Genomic DNA, 14,580 nt, shown 5'->3' on the forward strand with positions numbered 1-14,580 from the left:
GTTATGTTAGATTCGTATAGATTGCAAGTTCGATTTTCTGATTGCGATATGATGCAGCATGTAAACAATGCTGTCTATTTAAATTACTTTGAAGAAGCACGGATTCACTATTTCCGACAAATGCTTGGTAATGATTGGGATTGGAGAAAAACAGGTGTACTCCTTAGAAAAAATGAGTTGGAATATCTGAAACCGATTTTCCTTCATGAACCGGTGGAAATTTTCATTTACTTAAAACATGTCGGTGAAAAAAGCTTTACTTTATCTTACGAAGTAAAAGTACTGACAGAGGTTAGAACGACCGGAAGCTCGGTATTGGTATGCTATGATAGTGTAAATAAATGTTCTATTCCGATTCCGAAGAGGATGAGAGACGCTTTAGGAAGGCTTTCCTTGAAGTTGGAACAATAATTGATTAATGAAGGCTGCAAGACGTTAGACAAGAGACTTAAGACAAGTCCTGTGTCTTTGGTCTTAAGTCTAAAAGTCTAAAAAGATATGAGAATTCTAGTTGCTATTTTTTGTTTTTTTTCATTAGCGGTTTCCGCTCAGCCTAAATTCGGTGTTGCAAGAAAAGATTCTGTTCCTTGTTATCAAAAAGGTGCGGACCGATCCAAGCAAAGATACACGGAATGGGAGTGTGGAAAGATTGCCGGGGTTGTGGATTGCAATCAGAAACTGGAAATGTCCCAAGATGGTAAAAGAGTTGTGACTAGCTCTCAAAAGATGCCTTTCTCAGGAGTCTGTGAAACATGTCATATGAATGGAATCCTCGAACGTCGTGTGACCTTCGTTGACGGATTTGCAAATGGAATTGATACCACCTTCTATAAATCGGGTTGTATCATGGTGATCCGTTCGCATATTCAGGGAATGGAAAATGGTCATTGGACTTATTTTAACGACTCCACCCAAATTCCGGCTTGGGAAAAAACCTATGCCATGGGGCAGTTTGAAGGACCACAATTGACTTATAATGCAAAAGGAGATACCGTTAAATTAGAGAACTACGTAGATGGCGTTTTAAACGGGCCGAAAATCACCTTTGATTCAAAAGGAGTAAGGAATAAACAGGTGAACTATGTCAACGGTTTGTTGGACGGACCTTTTATAGCTTACAACCGCCAAGGTAAGATTATCGAGGAACTCTCATTCAAGCAAGGGAAGAAAAATGGCGTTTTCCATTATTACTACGATGACGGTGTTTTGCTTAGAACCGAAAATTGGGTCATGGATGTAAGGAATGGCGAGTTCAAGACCTTGTATTACAATCAGAAATTGCAGAGTGTAGAGATTTATAAAAAAGGATTGAGAGAAGGTTGGTTTGAAGAGCGTTTCCCGGATGAGAAAGTGAAAAGTCGTGCGCTGTACAAGAAAGATATCTTGGTGGAAGAACACGTTTTCGATGAGCAAGGAAGAGAAATCCGAACGTTTGGCGGCACTGCTGCTTCCGGAAAAGAAGACGATGCCATGCCAACGACTAAGAAGAAGAAAGAGAAGAAAAAGAAGGAACCGAAACCCGAGGAGACAAAACCGAAGGAAGGACAGTAATTATAGAAAATAAGTAGGGGCGAAAATTTTTCGCCCCTACTTATTTTATTTCCATTCTAATAATTTCGTTTCAAACCCGTCAAAAACTGCATAGGTTTTATAGTTGATCCATTCGCCCAGATTGATGTATACTGCACGTTCATTGATTTGAATAGTCATTGGAAGATGACGATGACCGAAAATATAATAGTCCTGCGGATTGATTAATTCCTGTTCCTTGCAATATTGAACAAGCCATTCCCGGTCCTCACCTAAAAATTGGCTATCGGAATCACCGGTGGCGATTCTGCTTTTTCTGGAAAAATAATTCGCCAAAGCGATTCCAAAGTTCGGATGTAAGCGAGCAAATAACCATTGGGACCATCTTGCAGCAAAAACCTTCTTGATAAACTTGTATCCGCGATCTCCGGGACCTAAACCATCTCCGTGTCCAATAACAAATTTTTTGTCGTTATACACGCTGTAAATAGGTTCACGATAGATTTTTACTCCCAGTTCCTTTTCGAAATAATCAAACATCCACATATCGTGGTTGCCCGTGAAAAAGTAAACCGGAATTCCGGAATCGACGAGTTCTGCGATTTTTCCCTGAATCCGCACAAAACCTTTTGGAATTGCATGCTTGTATTCAAACCAAAAATCGAAAATATCTCCAACAAGGTAAATTTCAAAGGCGTCTTTTTGGATGTGATTCAACCAATCAATGATCCGCTTTTCACGTTCAAAGCTTGATTTTCCTGCCGGTACACCTAAATGAAAATCAGAAGCAAAATAGACTTTTTTCCCTGTTGGAACTTCCATATTTTAGAATCCGAAGATTGTTTTAAGTGCTTGTTCTAATTCCACACCTCTCAATTTGGTATCGATGATGTTTCCATCCCGATCAATCAACACCGTGAAAGGAATCGAGGAAACCTGGTATGCCTTTGCAACTTCATTGGACCAATATTTCAAATCAGAAACATGGTTCGGCCAGATCAGTCCATCTTTTTCAATAGCTGCCAACCACGGAGTTTTGTCTTTATCCAGAGAAACGCTCATGACCGTAAATCCTGCGTCTTTGTATTTTTGATACAATGCAACTACATTGGGATTTTCCTTGCGACAAGGTCCACACCAGGAAGCCCAAAAATCAAGTAGGATTACTTTTCCTTTCAGATCCGACAAGGAAAGCGGTTTTCCATTCACATCATTCTGAGTGAAATTCGGAGCCGGTTTTCCGGAGCCTAAAAAGTTTTGTTTCTCTTTTTGTGCCTTTAATTGGTCGTAGCTGTTCTTTGCATTCTGAACACTTGGAGATGCCGGGAAACTTGCCAGCAATTGGTTCACAACTGCTTCGTAAATGTTCAATTCTTTATCCGTATCCAATGTACTGACTACCGGTAAAAGTGCAGGTGAATTCGCATTTTCAGCAATGAACTTCTGTCTGTAAGCAGAAAATTTCAAGTATTCGGTCTGATAATATTTATTGATTGCTTCCTGATTCTCCGGAGTGGATTTCATTGCGTTGATAGCTGAATCCTTTTTCTGATTGAAATACTGCATTTGACCGACAAACTCATTCAAAGCGATACTCTCGTCAGAACCCGTGATGGTGTGAAATGCATTGATATTGCTTCCGTCCGCGTTGATCCGTATAGAAGAACCTTCCTTCAGGATAATATTGATATGCTGCTGTCCGAGGCGCAAAACGTAATAATCTGAAACGGGAACCTTGCCTTTTAAACTGTAATTTCCTTTTTTATCCAACTTTCCTTTGACGTAATCAATGTAATGTGATCCGTAGTATTGGGAAATCTTGATGCTGTCTCCCTTGGTATTGAAAATGTTACCACTTACTTCTACATTCGCCGGATTTTGACCAAAGGCAAATCCGGATATAAGGGTCAAACAAAGAATAAATTGTTTCATGTAGTTACTTTTTTGCTAGTTGTTCTATCAATTTCTGTTCCAATTGCGCACCTCTCAATCCAATTCCCACAATATTTCCTTCTCTATTTAGAAGAACAGTGTGCGGAATACCTTGGATTCCATAAGCCTGAACAAGTGGCGTCTGCCAACCCATCAGATCAGAAACGTGGTTCGGCCAAAATAATCCATCCTTGTCAATTGCAGCCTTCCAGGCGTTTTGATCCTGATCCAGGGATACGGAGAATACTTCAAATCCTTCCCCTCGGTATTTCTTATACAAACGCACCACATTCGGGTTTTCTTTTCTGCACGGTGCACACCAGGATGCCCAAAAGTCGATCAATACTACTTTACCTTTCAGATTGGATAAACGCAATTCTGTTCCGGCCGGATTTTTCAGAGCAATTTCTGAAGCAGCCATCGTTCCCGAACTGGTTTGCTGGTAGCTTTGATATTGGGAATCGATTGCGGCAATTTGTTGGGATAACATTCCGGTGATCGGTGAATCCGAATAATTTCGCTGGAATGCAGTTTCCATTGCTCTTAAATCGTCCAGGTTAGCAGGATCCCAATCAGTAAAGCCCGTTTCCTGGGATGGCATGATCAGATTGACAAGAATAATATTTACCGGATTTCCCGGGTCCTTGCGGATTTGTTTCCGGGAAAATTGCAAAATGGGCTTTTTCAATTGCGCAAAGAGCGCCATTTGCTTTTCCTGATCCGTAATCTTAGGCATCTGTTCCATCTGCTTTTTGGCAAAATCACTGAACAGTTGCATGTATTTCGTTAGAGGTTTCGCCCATTTCGTTCCGGAGAAAGCAGGAGTGATAGCAAAGGTTTCTTTCGTTGCTTTCAAAACGACCTGATCGTCTACATCCATGGGGATAACCACCGCATTTTTTCCGTTTTCTCCTAAAGACAAGGAATAAATTCCCATTCCGGGTATGTTTCCGTCCAATTCAAAGTTCCCCGAAGCATCCGTAACCGTTTGAGCTACTTCAATGACACCTTGTTGGGATTGAGCTTCGATCTTCAATTTCTGATTGGCAGCACCTGTTATCTGACCTTCTATGTGAAAGTTATTGGCAAGACCCGTTTCTTCATCAACGGAAGAATCCCCGCAAGAAGTAAAAATGAACAATCCTAAAAAAAGGATGCTAAAAAACGAAAAACGATTCATCAAACGGTTTGTATTAATTCACGCAATAACGCGCTTGTTGTTTTGGGATCAGCCTTACCACCTGAAGCTTTCATGATTTGTCCCATGAAAAATCCGGTCAATTGGTTTTCCCCGGCTTTAAAACGGGAAACTTCACTTGGGTGTTGCTCGAAAACACCTAAAATAACTTCTTTTAACGAATCAGCATTGGACTCCTGAATGATGTTCAAAGAGATTGCCAATTCATCGATGTTTGCAGTTGGATTTTCAATCAACGCAGGGAAAAGCTTCTGTGCCGCTGCGGAGTTGGAAACTTTACCACTTTCAATCAGGTTGATAATCCCTGCAATTTGTTTCGCTGAAATAGGTAACTCTTCGATTTCTAAACCGTTTTGGTTCAAGTACGATTTTACTTCACCCATGACCCAGTTTGCAGCACTTTTGTAATTCTTGGTGTCCGAAATCACTTCTTCAAAGAACAAAGCAATGGATTTTGAATCTGTCAGGATACCAGCATCGTAATCGGAAAGCTTTAAGTCCTGTGTGTATTTTGCATACAATTCTCGTGGAAGTGCAGGCATTTTTGCTTTTATCTGATTAATATAAGTAGCATCAACAACAATTGGCTGTAAATCCGGTTCCGGGAAATAGCGGTAATCATTCGCTGCCTCTTTGCTTCGCATGGAAATGGTGATTCCCTTTAAGGCATCAAAACTGCGAGTTTCCTGAGAAATACGTTCCCCTTTTTCCACGGCAATGATCTGACGTTCCACTTCGAATTCAATGGCACGTTGCACATTTCGGATGGAGTTCATGTTTTTCACCTCGACCTTTGTTCCGAATTCCGGAGCACCGATCAGACGAACAGATACGTTTGCATCACAACGCAAAGAACCTTCTTCCATGTTTCCGTCACAGATATCCAGGTAGCGAACCAATCGGCGAACTTCTGTCAAATAGTTATAAGCTTCCTGACTTGAACGAATCTCAGGTTCGGAAACGATCTCCAATAGCGGAGTTCCTGCACGGTTCAAATCCACCAATGTGTCATACAAGTCTACATCGTGAATGGATTTACCAGCATCTTCTTCCATGTGGATACGCGTCAAACCAATGGTTTTATCTTGATTGTTTTCAGTCTTGATGACAATGGATCCTCCGGTACAGATAGGAGTGGTGTCCTGAGTGATCTGGTATCCTTTCGGAAGATCGGGATAGAAATAATTCTTACGAGCAAAATGCTGATGTTCCGCAATGGTACATCCGCAAGCCAAACCAAGTTTAACCGCAAATTCGATTGTTTTTTTGTTCATCACGGGTAAAGTTCCCGGATGTCCCAAAGTAATCACACTCACATTTGTATTCGGGTGAGCCCCGTATTCGTTGATATCCGAAGAATAAGCTTTGGTTTTGGTCAGCAACTGGGCATGGACCTCTAATCCAATGACAACTTCGTATTTATCTCTTGTAGACATAGTGTATTTTAACTGAGTCGCAAATTTCGAGTTTTTTCACCGAATAATGGCCTCAAATGGATTCTTTTTTGAATTATAATGCAATTTGGACTTGAACTAACGGTCCAATTTTGTTTGATAAGGTGAAATAAGCAAACTTCATTTGGATAAATCGGGTGATTGTACTGAATTTCCTGTGATTAAGGATTTTCCGTTAGAACTGATATCCGTAATCACAAAGTCACCTTTCAGGATCTTTACATGCACGAAATTGGGATGTTTTCGATCTGTCGCTAGTTGTTTTTCGATCGTGGTGGCTTTGGTTTCTTCCAGATAGAATCGTTTGAAGGGAAGTCTCACATACATCGGATTGTTGGGCTTGCTAAACAATTTCAACTTCAATGAATGTTTCGTTTTTTTATGCGAAATAGCTGTGATCTTCACTCCTGCAGTGTCTTGTTCAAATTCGGCGTAAACGATATCATTTTGTTTGAAATCATCAGATTTAGTGGTTTCATAGGACAATGGCTGCACATTCAGATTGACATACCTCCCCTGAAAAAAGTCGTAAGGGTCAACAGGCTGGATCCGAAAGAGGTATTCCTTTCCGGTTTCAATAACATGTTCTTTGGCAACAATGAAAAAAAGCGGAAAGGTCAGCTGAACTATCGATATGGCAATCAGCCCTATGAGTCTTTTATTTACTGTTTTCATGCTTTCTGTTTTTTAGAATTAGGTAGTTGGCAACGAAAAATGAACTTCCGATCAGAATGAAGAGAATTCCTTTGACAGTTAGTGACATCTTCAGATCGAAAAAGCGGCAAAGCATCACCAGACCAATTAGTCCAAGTGCGAAATTTGCTATGGTCAAATTGGACTTTTTCGCGCTATATACCAAAACGATAATTCCCAATAATAATAGAAAAACAGAGTACATATGCTGCAAACCGGTGGTCGATATGCAGCCGATCCAAATCATGACCGGGACTATCAGACTAAAGAGAGCAAACAAGCCTTTCAAATGACTGAACAACTGTTTTCGAAGTTTGATAACATTCAAAACAAGCCCGATGCAAATCAAACCGGTAAGCGCGACCTGGAAAGAACTCATGGATGGAGGTACATATTTGTAATCCGCTAGAACAAGAGGGGTGTAGTTGAATAGTGCCCAGAATCCGCCGAAACTTGCAATGATTAGGAACAAGATTTGAAAGGAAAGAACAATGATCTGATCCGAGCTTAAAGTATTTTTTGATTTTTCATCAAGAAGAGAAGCCGGTACCAAATAGTACATACTTGGAATGAGTGAGAATAAGAAAAAGGCCATGATTCCTCCGTTGATATACGAAAGACTAAAAACGAGCACGGCAATGATTCCCAGTGCCGGATAAATTTGCCAGGGGTCTTTCCGGTTCTGAGCAAAATGAACGACAATAGCCGTACTGATTAAAATAGTGAGCTGATAATATGGAAATGCATTGAGTCCGAAATAATCCATTGCGATGAAAGGAACAGGCAAAAGCAAGATCCATTTATAGAGGTTTTGTGGGGTCATTTTCTCTTTGGAGAAATAACGGAACAATTGCACAAGACCCAGTGCAAATAGAATGGGAATGAAGATCAGTCGGTAATCGGGAGTCTTGAGCTGCAATATGTTAGCAAATCCCCATTTATTGTAGAATAACAGATATGTTAAGCTCAAACTCACTCCGATGTAACTCAGGATGCTCATGGCATTGGGCTGGTGATCGCTGTTGCGCAGGAATCGGCTTGTTCCGAACAGATGAAAATTAGCCAGTAGTAAGAATAGGATCAGCCAAATGGATGAATCGGACCCACTCATGCTGATAATGGCACTGAAACAGATTAACAATGGAACAACTATCTGATGTGTCACATAAAGTGATTCCGGTTGACGAAGTGTAAACAGTCGTTTTAGATAAGGAACGAGAGCTAAGAACATGATCAGGCTTCCGAACCAGGGAATTTGGTAGATGGCACTTTGGTCCATCGGATAACTGAAAAGGTTCATGAACATAAGTGCCATGGCACAAAAAACCGCACTATGTGATCGGAGTAAATAGACAATGGGTAAGCAGAGAATACACCAATAGGTGAAAAAATAATTTTCAATTCCCGGTAGTTGGTAGATCTGAAGGATTAGCCCCAGCATACTTCCGACAGCTAAAAAACTGGAAATGGCCGTTGATTCCTGCCAAATCACACTGTCTTTCCGCTTCGTCACCGTGAAAATGTTTGCCAGCACGGAAAGGAATACCGGAAGCAGACTGAGAATGGTTTTGGTAGGGCGTGAAAGATTATCCCAATTGTGAGCAAATAGGTAAATGATCCCGAATCCGATCAAAAATATTCCGATGATACTCACCGTAATGATTAATCCGTCGTTCTTTTTGTTCTGATTGAGTTGAGATTGATTCTGTGCATTGATCGACCGCTTTTCACTTTGCGCCAAAAAATGAGAATACATGCGATCCACAGTAGTTTGGTCGATGATATTCTCCTGTTTACAATCCTCTAAAAAGTCCTTTAGGTTCATGGATGTTTTTTTTACTAATGTAACGAAGAAAATGGATTGTCATCCATCCGATTGAAAAGAAGTGACTTAATGGAAATGAAAAAGCCCCGACATTTATCGTCGGGGCTTTTCGCAATATGTTTAACCGAATTATATTTTGGCAATCAATTCGCGCATGATTAAAGTCATTTTAGGCTCTTGTCTGCTAGCTACATCGATCACATCTTGTAAACTCACTTTTTGAATTTTTCCCGGAACCCCTAAATCTGTAATGATTGAGATTGCGAAACAGGGGATTTCCATGTGACGGGCTACAATCACTTCAGGAATAGTCGACATTCCGACCGCATCAGCTCCGATTGCACGAACATATCCGTATTCTGCAGGAGTCTCCAATGTAGGCCCCGTCAATGCAGCATATGTTCCAACTGAAACCTTGATATTGTTTTCAGCAGCGATGTTTTTTGCTAATTCAATCATCTGATGATCGTACGGCTCACTCATGTCAGGGAAACGAGGTCCTAATTCATCAATATTTTTACCGATCAACGGATGTGCAGGGAACAAATTGATATGGTCATCCAAAATCATGATTTCACCGACTACGAAATCCGGGTTCACACCACCGGAAGCATTGCTCACGAACAGGCGTTCAATTCCCAATAATTTCATAACCCGAACAGGGAACGTGACCTGTTGCATGTTGTAACCTTCATAAAAATGAAAACGACCTTGCATGGCAACCACCTTTTTACCACCTAGATTTCCGAAAATCAATTTTCCGGAATGGCTTTCTACGGTAGAAACCGGGAAATGAGGAATATCCTGGTAGGAAATCTCATCAATCACCTCAATTTCTTTAACCAATCCACCCAATCCGGTTCCTAAAATGATTCCGATACTTGGTTTAACCTGTGTTTTGCTGTTGATATAATCAGCAGCTTCCTTCATTTGCTCTAACAACATAATTTTTGAGTAAATCTTTAAAATCTTGTTCTCTATCTATTTTCAGCGAAATACTTTGTACAAAAAATGGAATCTTGCTTTCTAAAATCACTTCTTTCCACTCTGCAAAACGCACCGCATCCTTTTCCGTTGTAACCACTGCACAACGTTGGTGGGCAAAAGTAGCAACTTTTTGCTGAATTTGCTGAATGTCTTCGCTAGTAAAAGCATGGTGATCCGGGAATTTGATCGCTTCAACAGGATGGTTCTCAGCTAAAAAACGATATAGTGGTTCGGGTTGGGCAATACCTGTCACCAGTATTATTTGATCGATGGGTTCCCAAATTTCTCCAAATAAGCCGTTCAAATCGCCATAAATGACCTCGCTGAAGAAGATGCGGTCTTTTGAAAGTGGAATTTTTTGGTGAAAAATAGTTTTTGATTTTTCGGCAAGATCTTTTGGTGATTTCGTAATGACCACGATATCTGAACGCTTCATTCCGCTTCTGGGTTCTCTCAGGTTTCCTGCTGGAAAAACAAAGTCCTTGAATACAGGTCGGTCGTAAGTCATCAATAAGATATTCAAACCCGGTTTTACCGCTCGGTGCTGAAAAGCATCATCTAAAAGGATCAGGGAATTTGCTTTGTTTTCACAGATCCAGTCTACACCGATCTGTCTTTTTTCAGCCACTACGACAGGGATTTTCTGGTTGAAATTTGTCCAGTACATCATCGGTTCATCTCCCAAATCACTTGCGGTACTAGTTGCATTTGCGATAACCAATCCTTGGGTTTTCCTTCCGTATCCGCGGGATAAAATAACTGGTTTTTTAGATTCAAAAAGTTTGGCAATATAAGCTGTGAGTGGAGATTTTCCGGTTCCGCCAACCGTTATGTTTCCAATGCAAATGGAAGCCCCGGGAATGGGTTCCGATTTTTTTATTCCAATGGTATACATCCAATTCCGAATGCTAACAACTAATCCATAGAGTAAGGAAAAAGGAAGTAAAACAATGCGCCATGAATACATGCAGGTAAAGATAATAGAATTGCGAATTGCGGATTACGAATTGCGAATAAAAGGTGACTGAGCGTAGTCGAAGGCACTGGCATTCGTAATTCGTAATTAACTTTACACCATGTCTCTCATATCCATTTTGACGCCCTACCGCAATGCGGAAAAATACATCCGGGAAACGGCTTTGTCTATTCTGGAACAAGCGCATACTGATTGGGAATGGATCCTGGTCAACGACCACAGCATGGAAAATGAATTGGAAGCGCTAGCTGATTTGTTGCAAGATCCGAGGATCAAATTGCTTGAAAATAGTGGGAAAGGAATTGTGGATGCACTTTGCACTGCGCTTTCGGAAGCACGAGGAGAATATGTGACCCGCATGGATGCGGATGATGTGATGCCTTCTTTCAAATTAGCCCAATTCCTGCATGTTCTGGAGAATGGAAAAGACCGGATTGTAACCGGAAAAGTGAAATACTTCTCAGAAGCAGGTTCGATTTCTCCGGGTTATCTGGCGTATGAGAAGTGGCTGAATGACCGGGTAGATCAGGCGGATTTTTATGCGCAGATTTATCGGGAATGTTCCATTGCTTCCGGAAATTGGATGATGCGAAAGACGGATTTGGAAAAATGTGGTGGTTTTTCGGGGTTGAATTATCCGGAGGATTATGATTTGTTGTTTCGTTGGGTTGAAGCTGGATTTTCCATTACAGGATTGGATTTGGTGACACATTTGTGGCGCGATCACGATCTGCGGACATCCAAAACCAGTGAAGATTATCAACAGAAGGCATTTTTCTCTTTGAAAGTTAGCCGGTTCATCGAGTTGGATTGGAATCCGGAACAGCAGTTGATTGTCAATGGGACAGGGCAGAAGGGACGTTTAACGGCGAAAATATTGATCGGGAAAGCAGTTCCATTTGTTTGGGTGTCTCATGAAGCTGAAAAATTCCGGAAAGGTATTTTAGGACATTCGTTGGTTGGTCTGAATGAAATACCTTTTTGCAATCAGGCACAAATCTTAAATACGACTTTGCTTCGGGAAGAAGTGCTGCATCAATTGTATCAGGAACGAGTGATCCAAAGGCGCATTTTCATTTTGTAGAAATTGGGAAATAGGTAGGGAGCCTTTGTTTAAAAGCTCCCTTTGTTGGTTATTGAAGTGATGGATTTATCAAATCCATTTAGAAACAAATCGATTGAATTCTTCACGTAACTCTTTGAATACTTTTTCAAGGATTTGGATCTCTTCTTTTTCTGCTTGATGGTATTTTGTTTTTCTATGATCCGACGCCACTGGATTTTTCTTTACTTCGGATACGAGGGCATCTTCCGATACGTTTACCCCATGCTGTATCTCATCAATGGTATTTCGGTGAATGATCAATTGGTTCTGGAAATACTCAATAGAAGTAAGGACTTCCTTCTTGTTATTTTTAACCGCAATTTCATCCAGACGTTTTTGAAGAATCTCTATTTCATCCTTATAGAAATCCAATTTACTGGACCATTCAACGTTTTCTTTATGTTGTTCAGAAATAAATTCGCTTTTACTCATGACTTTTAGTTTATTGATTGTACGATTGCTTACAAGACAAAAATAGGAGCACTTGGTATAGGAAAACATGATGCAAATCACAGGAAAAGATGATTCTTGTTTCTTTCGATGCTTTTTTAGAATGAATTCTGATGCGTGACTCATCCAGGTGACTGCAAGTACATTTTAGGAGATCTTGATTATTATCTTTTTACTGATTATTTACTTTTTGATTTCGTACCTTTGATAATCCAATTCATTCAAAATGCAGGTAAAAGAGCTCGTTTCGTATTTAAATCACATAGCGCCCTTCACTTATCAGGAATCCTATGACAATTCGGGGTTGTTGGTCGGTGACCCGAATACGGAAATCAAAGGAGTTTTGGTTGCTTTGGATTGTATTGAAACAGTAATCGATGAAGCAATTCTTCACGGTGCGAATGTAGTGCTGACCCATCATCCGATTATTTTCAAGGGATTGAAACGGATAACGGGTGCAAATTATGTGGAACGGACCGTTTTAAAAGCGATTAAAAATGATATCAGCTTAATTGCTATTCATACCAATCTCGATAATGTACATTTTGGGGTGAATCATATCATTTCCGAAAAATTAGGGCTGACTGATGTCAAAATACTGAGTCCGAAAGCCGCCACATGCTATAAACTGGCTGTTTTTGCTCCTCAAACACATGCGGATCTATTGCGGGAAGCAATGGCAAAAGCCGGTGCCGGAATGATCGGTTCCTATGACTCGTGTAGTTTCAGTTCTGAAGGCGAAGGAAGGTTCCGACCCGACGAAGATGCTACTCCATTCCTGGGGAAAGCAGGTGAGTTGGAAGTGGTCAAGGAGGTGAAGATTGAAGTAATCATTGCTGAACACGCTATTTCTGCAGTGCTTCACGCCATGAAAGCAACACATCCTTATGAAGAAATCGCTTACGACCTGATAGGTTTATCTAACACCAACGAATATATTGGAAGTGGAATGATCGGATCTTTGGAAAAGGGAATGGAAGCGATGGAATTTTTACATTTTGTGAAGAAAACATTCCATTGCGGAGCTGTCCGATATACCAATCCGACCAAATCAGTGGTTAAAACCATCGCCGTTTGTGGGGGATCCGGAAGTTTTTTATTAAAAGATGCAATTCGGGCGAAAGCAGACGTTTTTATCACTGGTGACTTCAAATACCACGAATTTTTCGATGCTGAAAATCAGTTAATGATTGCGGATATCGGTCATTTTGAGTCGGAACAATATACTTCTGAGTGGTTAGTAGCACAATTGAAGAAAAAATTTACTAATTTTGCGGTTCGTTTAACGAGTGTAAATACGAATCCGATAAATTATCTCTAAAGTATGGCTGCAAAAGCAAGTACAAAAGAAACAACAGTTGCTGAAAAGTTGGACGCATTGTATGCGTTGCAAAAGATTGATTCTCAAATCGATAAAATTAGAACCGTACGTGGTGAATTACCTTTGGAGGTTCAGGATTTGGAGGACGAGATCGAAGGGTTAGAGACTAGAATCAAGAACCTACAAGAGGAAGCGAAAGAACTGGATACTGAAGTTGCTGATCGTAAGATGGCAATGAAAGATGCAGAAGCTGCTATTGTAAAGTTCAAGGATCAACAAAATAACGTACGTAACAATCGTGAGTTTGAATCGTTGGCGAAAGAAATCGAATACCAAGAATTAGAGATCAAATTGCACGATAAACGCATGAAAGAGGCTAAAATCAAGATTTCTTCGAAAAAAGAGGTGTTGGACGAAGCGAAAGAGCGTTTGGAATTTCGTAAAGGCGATTTGAAAGTGAAACAGGATGAGTTGAACGAGATCGTTGGAGAAACACAAAAGGAGGAGGATGCATTGATTGCACAATCTGAAAAAGCAAAAGCATTGATTGATGCCCGTATAATTGAGGCATACGATCGTTTGCGTACAAATGCAAAAAATGGATTGGCTGTAGTTGGTGTTGATCGTGACTCTTGTGGAGGTTGCTTCAATAAGATTCCACCTCAACGTCAGTTGGATATCGATACACGTAGAAAAGTGATTGTTTGCGAACATTGCGGAAGAATTTTAGTCCCTGCTGATGTAGTAGACGCTGGATAAAAGTCCGCGAAGCGGATGAAAAAACAAGTGTCAGTGCAGTTTTGCAAAGAGGCTTGCTTGTAATGAAATTGGAAAGGGATTGCTCAGGTAATCCCTTTTTTGTTTTAAACTTAACCAAGGATCAGGTGTGTTTTAATCCCGCTGATTGCGCGCACTCGTCTGACACCGGCGGAACGCACAGATTTTTAAAATTTCAGGTGACTCAAATTGGTGTTTTTATGCGAACAAATATCTTTGTCTTTCCGCCTTGGCAGACAATGGTCTTTCTTCTGCGAAATCTACAGGATCTGCGGGAGAAATTATTGCAGTATTATTTAGACCTAAAACCAAACGAATCCTTATTTTTGCAA

General features: G+C 40.6%; 14 protein-coding genes. 5 read left to right on the forward strand and 9 right to left on the reverse strand.

What is annotated here, in order from left to right; all coding sequences use genetic code 11:
* Positions 1-3 precede the first annotated feature (3 nt).
* Both AAG807_RS10425 and AAG807_RS10430 read left to right on the forward strand, forming a co-directional pair.
* Complete coding sequence (locus AAG807_RS10425) at positions 4-411, forward strand: thioesterase family protein (protein WP_341903346.1); 408 nt, start codon at positions 4-6, stop codon at positions 409-411.
* An 87-nt stretch (positions 412-498) separates the two neighbouring features.
* Positions 499-1,551: a toxin-antitoxin system YwqK family antitoxin gene (locus AAG807_RS10430; protein ID WP_341903349.1), complete on the forward strand. Its 1,053-nt coding sequence runs from the start codon at positions 499-501 to the stop codon at positions 1,549-1,551.
* A gap of 45 nt (positions 1,552-1,596) precedes the next feature.
* Here AAG807_RS10430 and AAG807_RS10435 read toward each other — a convergent pair whose 3' ends face one another.
* The 8 genes from AAG807_RS10435 to lpxK all read right to left on the reverse strand — a co-directional run bounded on the left by AAG807_RS10435 (position 1,597) and on the right by lpxK (position 10,586).
* The gene (locus tag AAG807_RS10435) at positions 1,597-2,352 is read right to left on the reverse strand and encodes a UDP-2,3-diacylglucosamine diphosphatase (protein ID WP_341903351.1); all 756 of its coding nucleotides are present in this window, start codon (positions 2,350-2,352) and stop codon (positions 1,597-1,599) included.
* A gap of 3 nt (positions 2,353-2,355) precedes the next feature.
* A complete protein-coding gene (locus AAG807_RS10440) occupies positions 2,356-3,462 on the reverse strand; it encodes a redoxin family protein (RefSeq protein ID WP_341903353.1) in 1,107 nt (368 codons plus the stop codon).
* 4 nt (positions 3,463-3,466) lie between these two features.
* On the reverse strand, positions 3,467-4,642 hold the full coding sequence (locus tag AAG807_RS10445) for a TlpA disulfide reductase family protein (protein ID WP_341903355.1): 1,176 nt from the start codon (positions 4,640-4,642) through the stop codon (positions 3,467-3,469).
* Positions 4,642-6,096: an Asp-tRNA(Asn)/Glu-tRNA(Gln) amidotransferase subunit GatB gene (gatB, locus tag AAG807_RS10450; protein ID WP_341903357.1), complete on the reverse strand. Its 1,455-nt coding sequence runs from the start codon at positions 6,094-6,096 to the stop codon at positions 4,642-4,644. Before gatB ends, AAG807_RS10445 begins: the two co-directional genes overlap by 1 nt.
* A 138-nt stretch (positions 6,097-6,234) precedes the next feature.
* Positions 6,235-6,789 (reverse strand): GDYXXLXY domain-containing protein, encoded by a 555-nt coding sequence (locus AAG807_RS10455; protein ID WP_341903360.1) that lies wholly within the window; start codon positions 6,787-6,789, stop codon positions 6,235-6,237.
* A complete protein-coding gene (locus tag AAG807_RS10460) occupies positions 6,773-8,632 on the reverse strand; it encodes a DUF2157 domain-containing protein (RefSeq protein WP_341903362.1) in 1,860 nt (619 codons plus the stop codon). Before AAG807_RS10460 ends, AAG807_RS10455 begins: the two co-directional genes overlap by 17 nt.
* Before the next feature lie 129 nt (positions 8,633-8,761).
* On the reverse strand, positions 8,762-9,574 hold the full coding sequence (locus AAG807_RS10465; RefSeq protein WP_341903652.1) for a purine-nucleoside phosphorylase: 813 nt from the start codon (positions 9,572-9,574) through the stop codon (positions 8,762-8,764).
* Complete coding sequence (gene lpxK / locus AAG807_RS10470; protein WP_341903365.1) at positions 9,546-10,586, reverse strand: tetraacyldisaccharide 4'-kinase; 1,041 nt, start codon at positions 10,584-10,586, stop codon at positions 9,546-9,548. The genes AAG807_RS10465 and lpxK overlap by 29 nt, the downstream gene beginning before the upstream one ends.
* A gap of 109 nt (positions 10,587-10,695) precedes the next feature.
* On the opposite strand from lpxK, the gene AAG807_RS10475 reads away from it, so the two are divergent.
* Positions 10,696-11,679: a glycosyltransferase family A protein gene (locus AAG807_RS10475; protein ID WP_341903368.1), complete on the forward strand. Its 984-nt coding sequence runs from the start codon at positions 10,696-10,698 to the stop codon at positions 11,677-11,679.
* 69 nt (positions 11,680-11,748) lie between these two features.
* Here the strand turns inward: AAG807_RS10475 and AAG807_RS10480 are convergent, their stop codons facing one another.
* Entirely contained in the window at positions 11,749-12,132 is a 384-nt protein-coding gene (locus AAG807_RS10480; protein ID WP_341903369.1) for a hypothetical protein, read from the reverse strand.
* A 244-nt stretch (positions 12,133-12,376) separates the two neighbouring features.
* Here AAG807_RS10480 and AAG807_RS10485 point away from each other — a divergent pair, with 244 nt between their 5' ends.
* Together AAG807_RS10485 and AAG807_RS10490 are read left to right on the forward strand one after the other, a co-directional pair.
* The gene (locus AAG807_RS10485; RefSeq protein WP_341903373.1) at positions 12,377-13,471 is read left to right on the forward strand and encodes a Nif3-like dinuclear metal center hexameric protein; all 1,095 of its coding nucleotides are present in this window, start codon (positions 12,377-12,379) and stop codon (positions 13,469-13,471) included.
* A 3-nt stretch (positions 13,472-13,474) separates the two neighbouring features.
* Positions 13,475-14,230, forward strand: a complete 756-nt coding sequence (locus tag AAG807_RS10490) for a C4-type zinc ribbon domain-containing protein (RefSeq protein ID WP_341903375.1) — start codon at positions 13,475-13,477, stop codon at positions 14,228-14,230.
* Positions 14,231-14,580 lie beyond the last annotated feature (350 nt).

It is taken from the genome of Fluviicola taffensis DSM 16823 (assembly GCF_943372375.1).
GTDB classification, from domain to species: Bacteria; Bacteroidota; Bacteroidia; order Flavobacteriales_D; family Crocinitomicaceae; genus Fluviicola; species Fluviicola taffensis_A.

What these genes read in the sequence shown, in the direction of transcription:
- AAG807_RS10425 (WP_341903346.1), top strand. Translation starts at nt 4, where the DNA reads ATGTTAGATTCGTATAGATTGCAAGTTCGATTTTCTGATTGCGATATG.
- AAG807_RS10430 (WP_341903349.1), top strand. Translation starts at nt 499, where the DNA reads ATGAGAATTCTAGTTGCTATTTTTTGTTTTTTTTCATTAGCGGTTTCC.
- AAG807_RS10435 (WP_341903351.1), bottom strand. Translation starts at nt 2,352, where the DNA reads ATGGAAGTTCCAACAGGGAAAAAAGTCTATTTTGCTTCTGATTTTCAT.
- AAG807_RS10440 (WP_341903353.1), bottom strand. Translation starts at nt 3,462, where the DNA reads ATGAAACAATTTATTCTTTGTTTGACCCTTATATCCGGATTTGCCTTT.
- AAG807_RS10445 (WP_341903355.1), bottom strand. Translation starts at nt 4,642, where the DNA reads ATGAATCGTTTTTCGTTTTTTAGCATCCTTTTTTTAGGATTGTTCATT.
- gatB (WP_341903357.1), bottom strand. Translation starts at nt 6,096, where the DNA reads ATGTCTACAAGAGATAAATACGAAGTTGTCATTGGATTAGAGGTCCAT.
- AAG807_RS10455 (WP_341903360.1), bottom strand. Translation starts at nt 6,789, where the DNA reads ATGAAAACAGTAAATAAAAGACTCATAGGGCTGATTGCCATATCGATA.
- AAG807_RS10460 (WP_341903362.1), bottom strand. Translation starts at nt 8,632, where the DNA reads ATGAACCTAAAGGACTTTTTAGAGGATTGTAAACAGGAGAATATCATC.
- lpxK (WP_341903365.1), bottom strand. Translation starts at nt 10,586, where the DNA reads ATGTATTCATGGCGCATTGTTTTACTTCCTTTTTCCTTACTCTATGGA.
- AAG807_RS10475 (WP_341903368.1), top strand. Translation starts at nt 10,696, where the DNA reads ATGTCTCTCATATCCATTTTGACGCCCTACCGCAATGCGGAAAAATAC.
- AAG807_RS10480 (WP_341903369.1), bottom strand. Translation starts at nt 12,132, where the DNA reads ATGAGTAAAAGCGAATTTATTTCTGAACAACATAAAGAAAACGTTGAA.
- AAG807_RS10485 (WP_341903373.1), top strand. Translation starts at nt 12,377, where the DNA reads ATGCAGGTAAAAGAGCTCGTTTCGTATTTAAATCACATAGCGCCCTTC.
- AAG807_RS10490 (WP_341903375.1), top strand. Translation starts at nt 13,475, where the DNA reads ATGGCTGCAAAAGCAAGTACAAAAGAAACAACAGTTGCTGAAAAGTTG.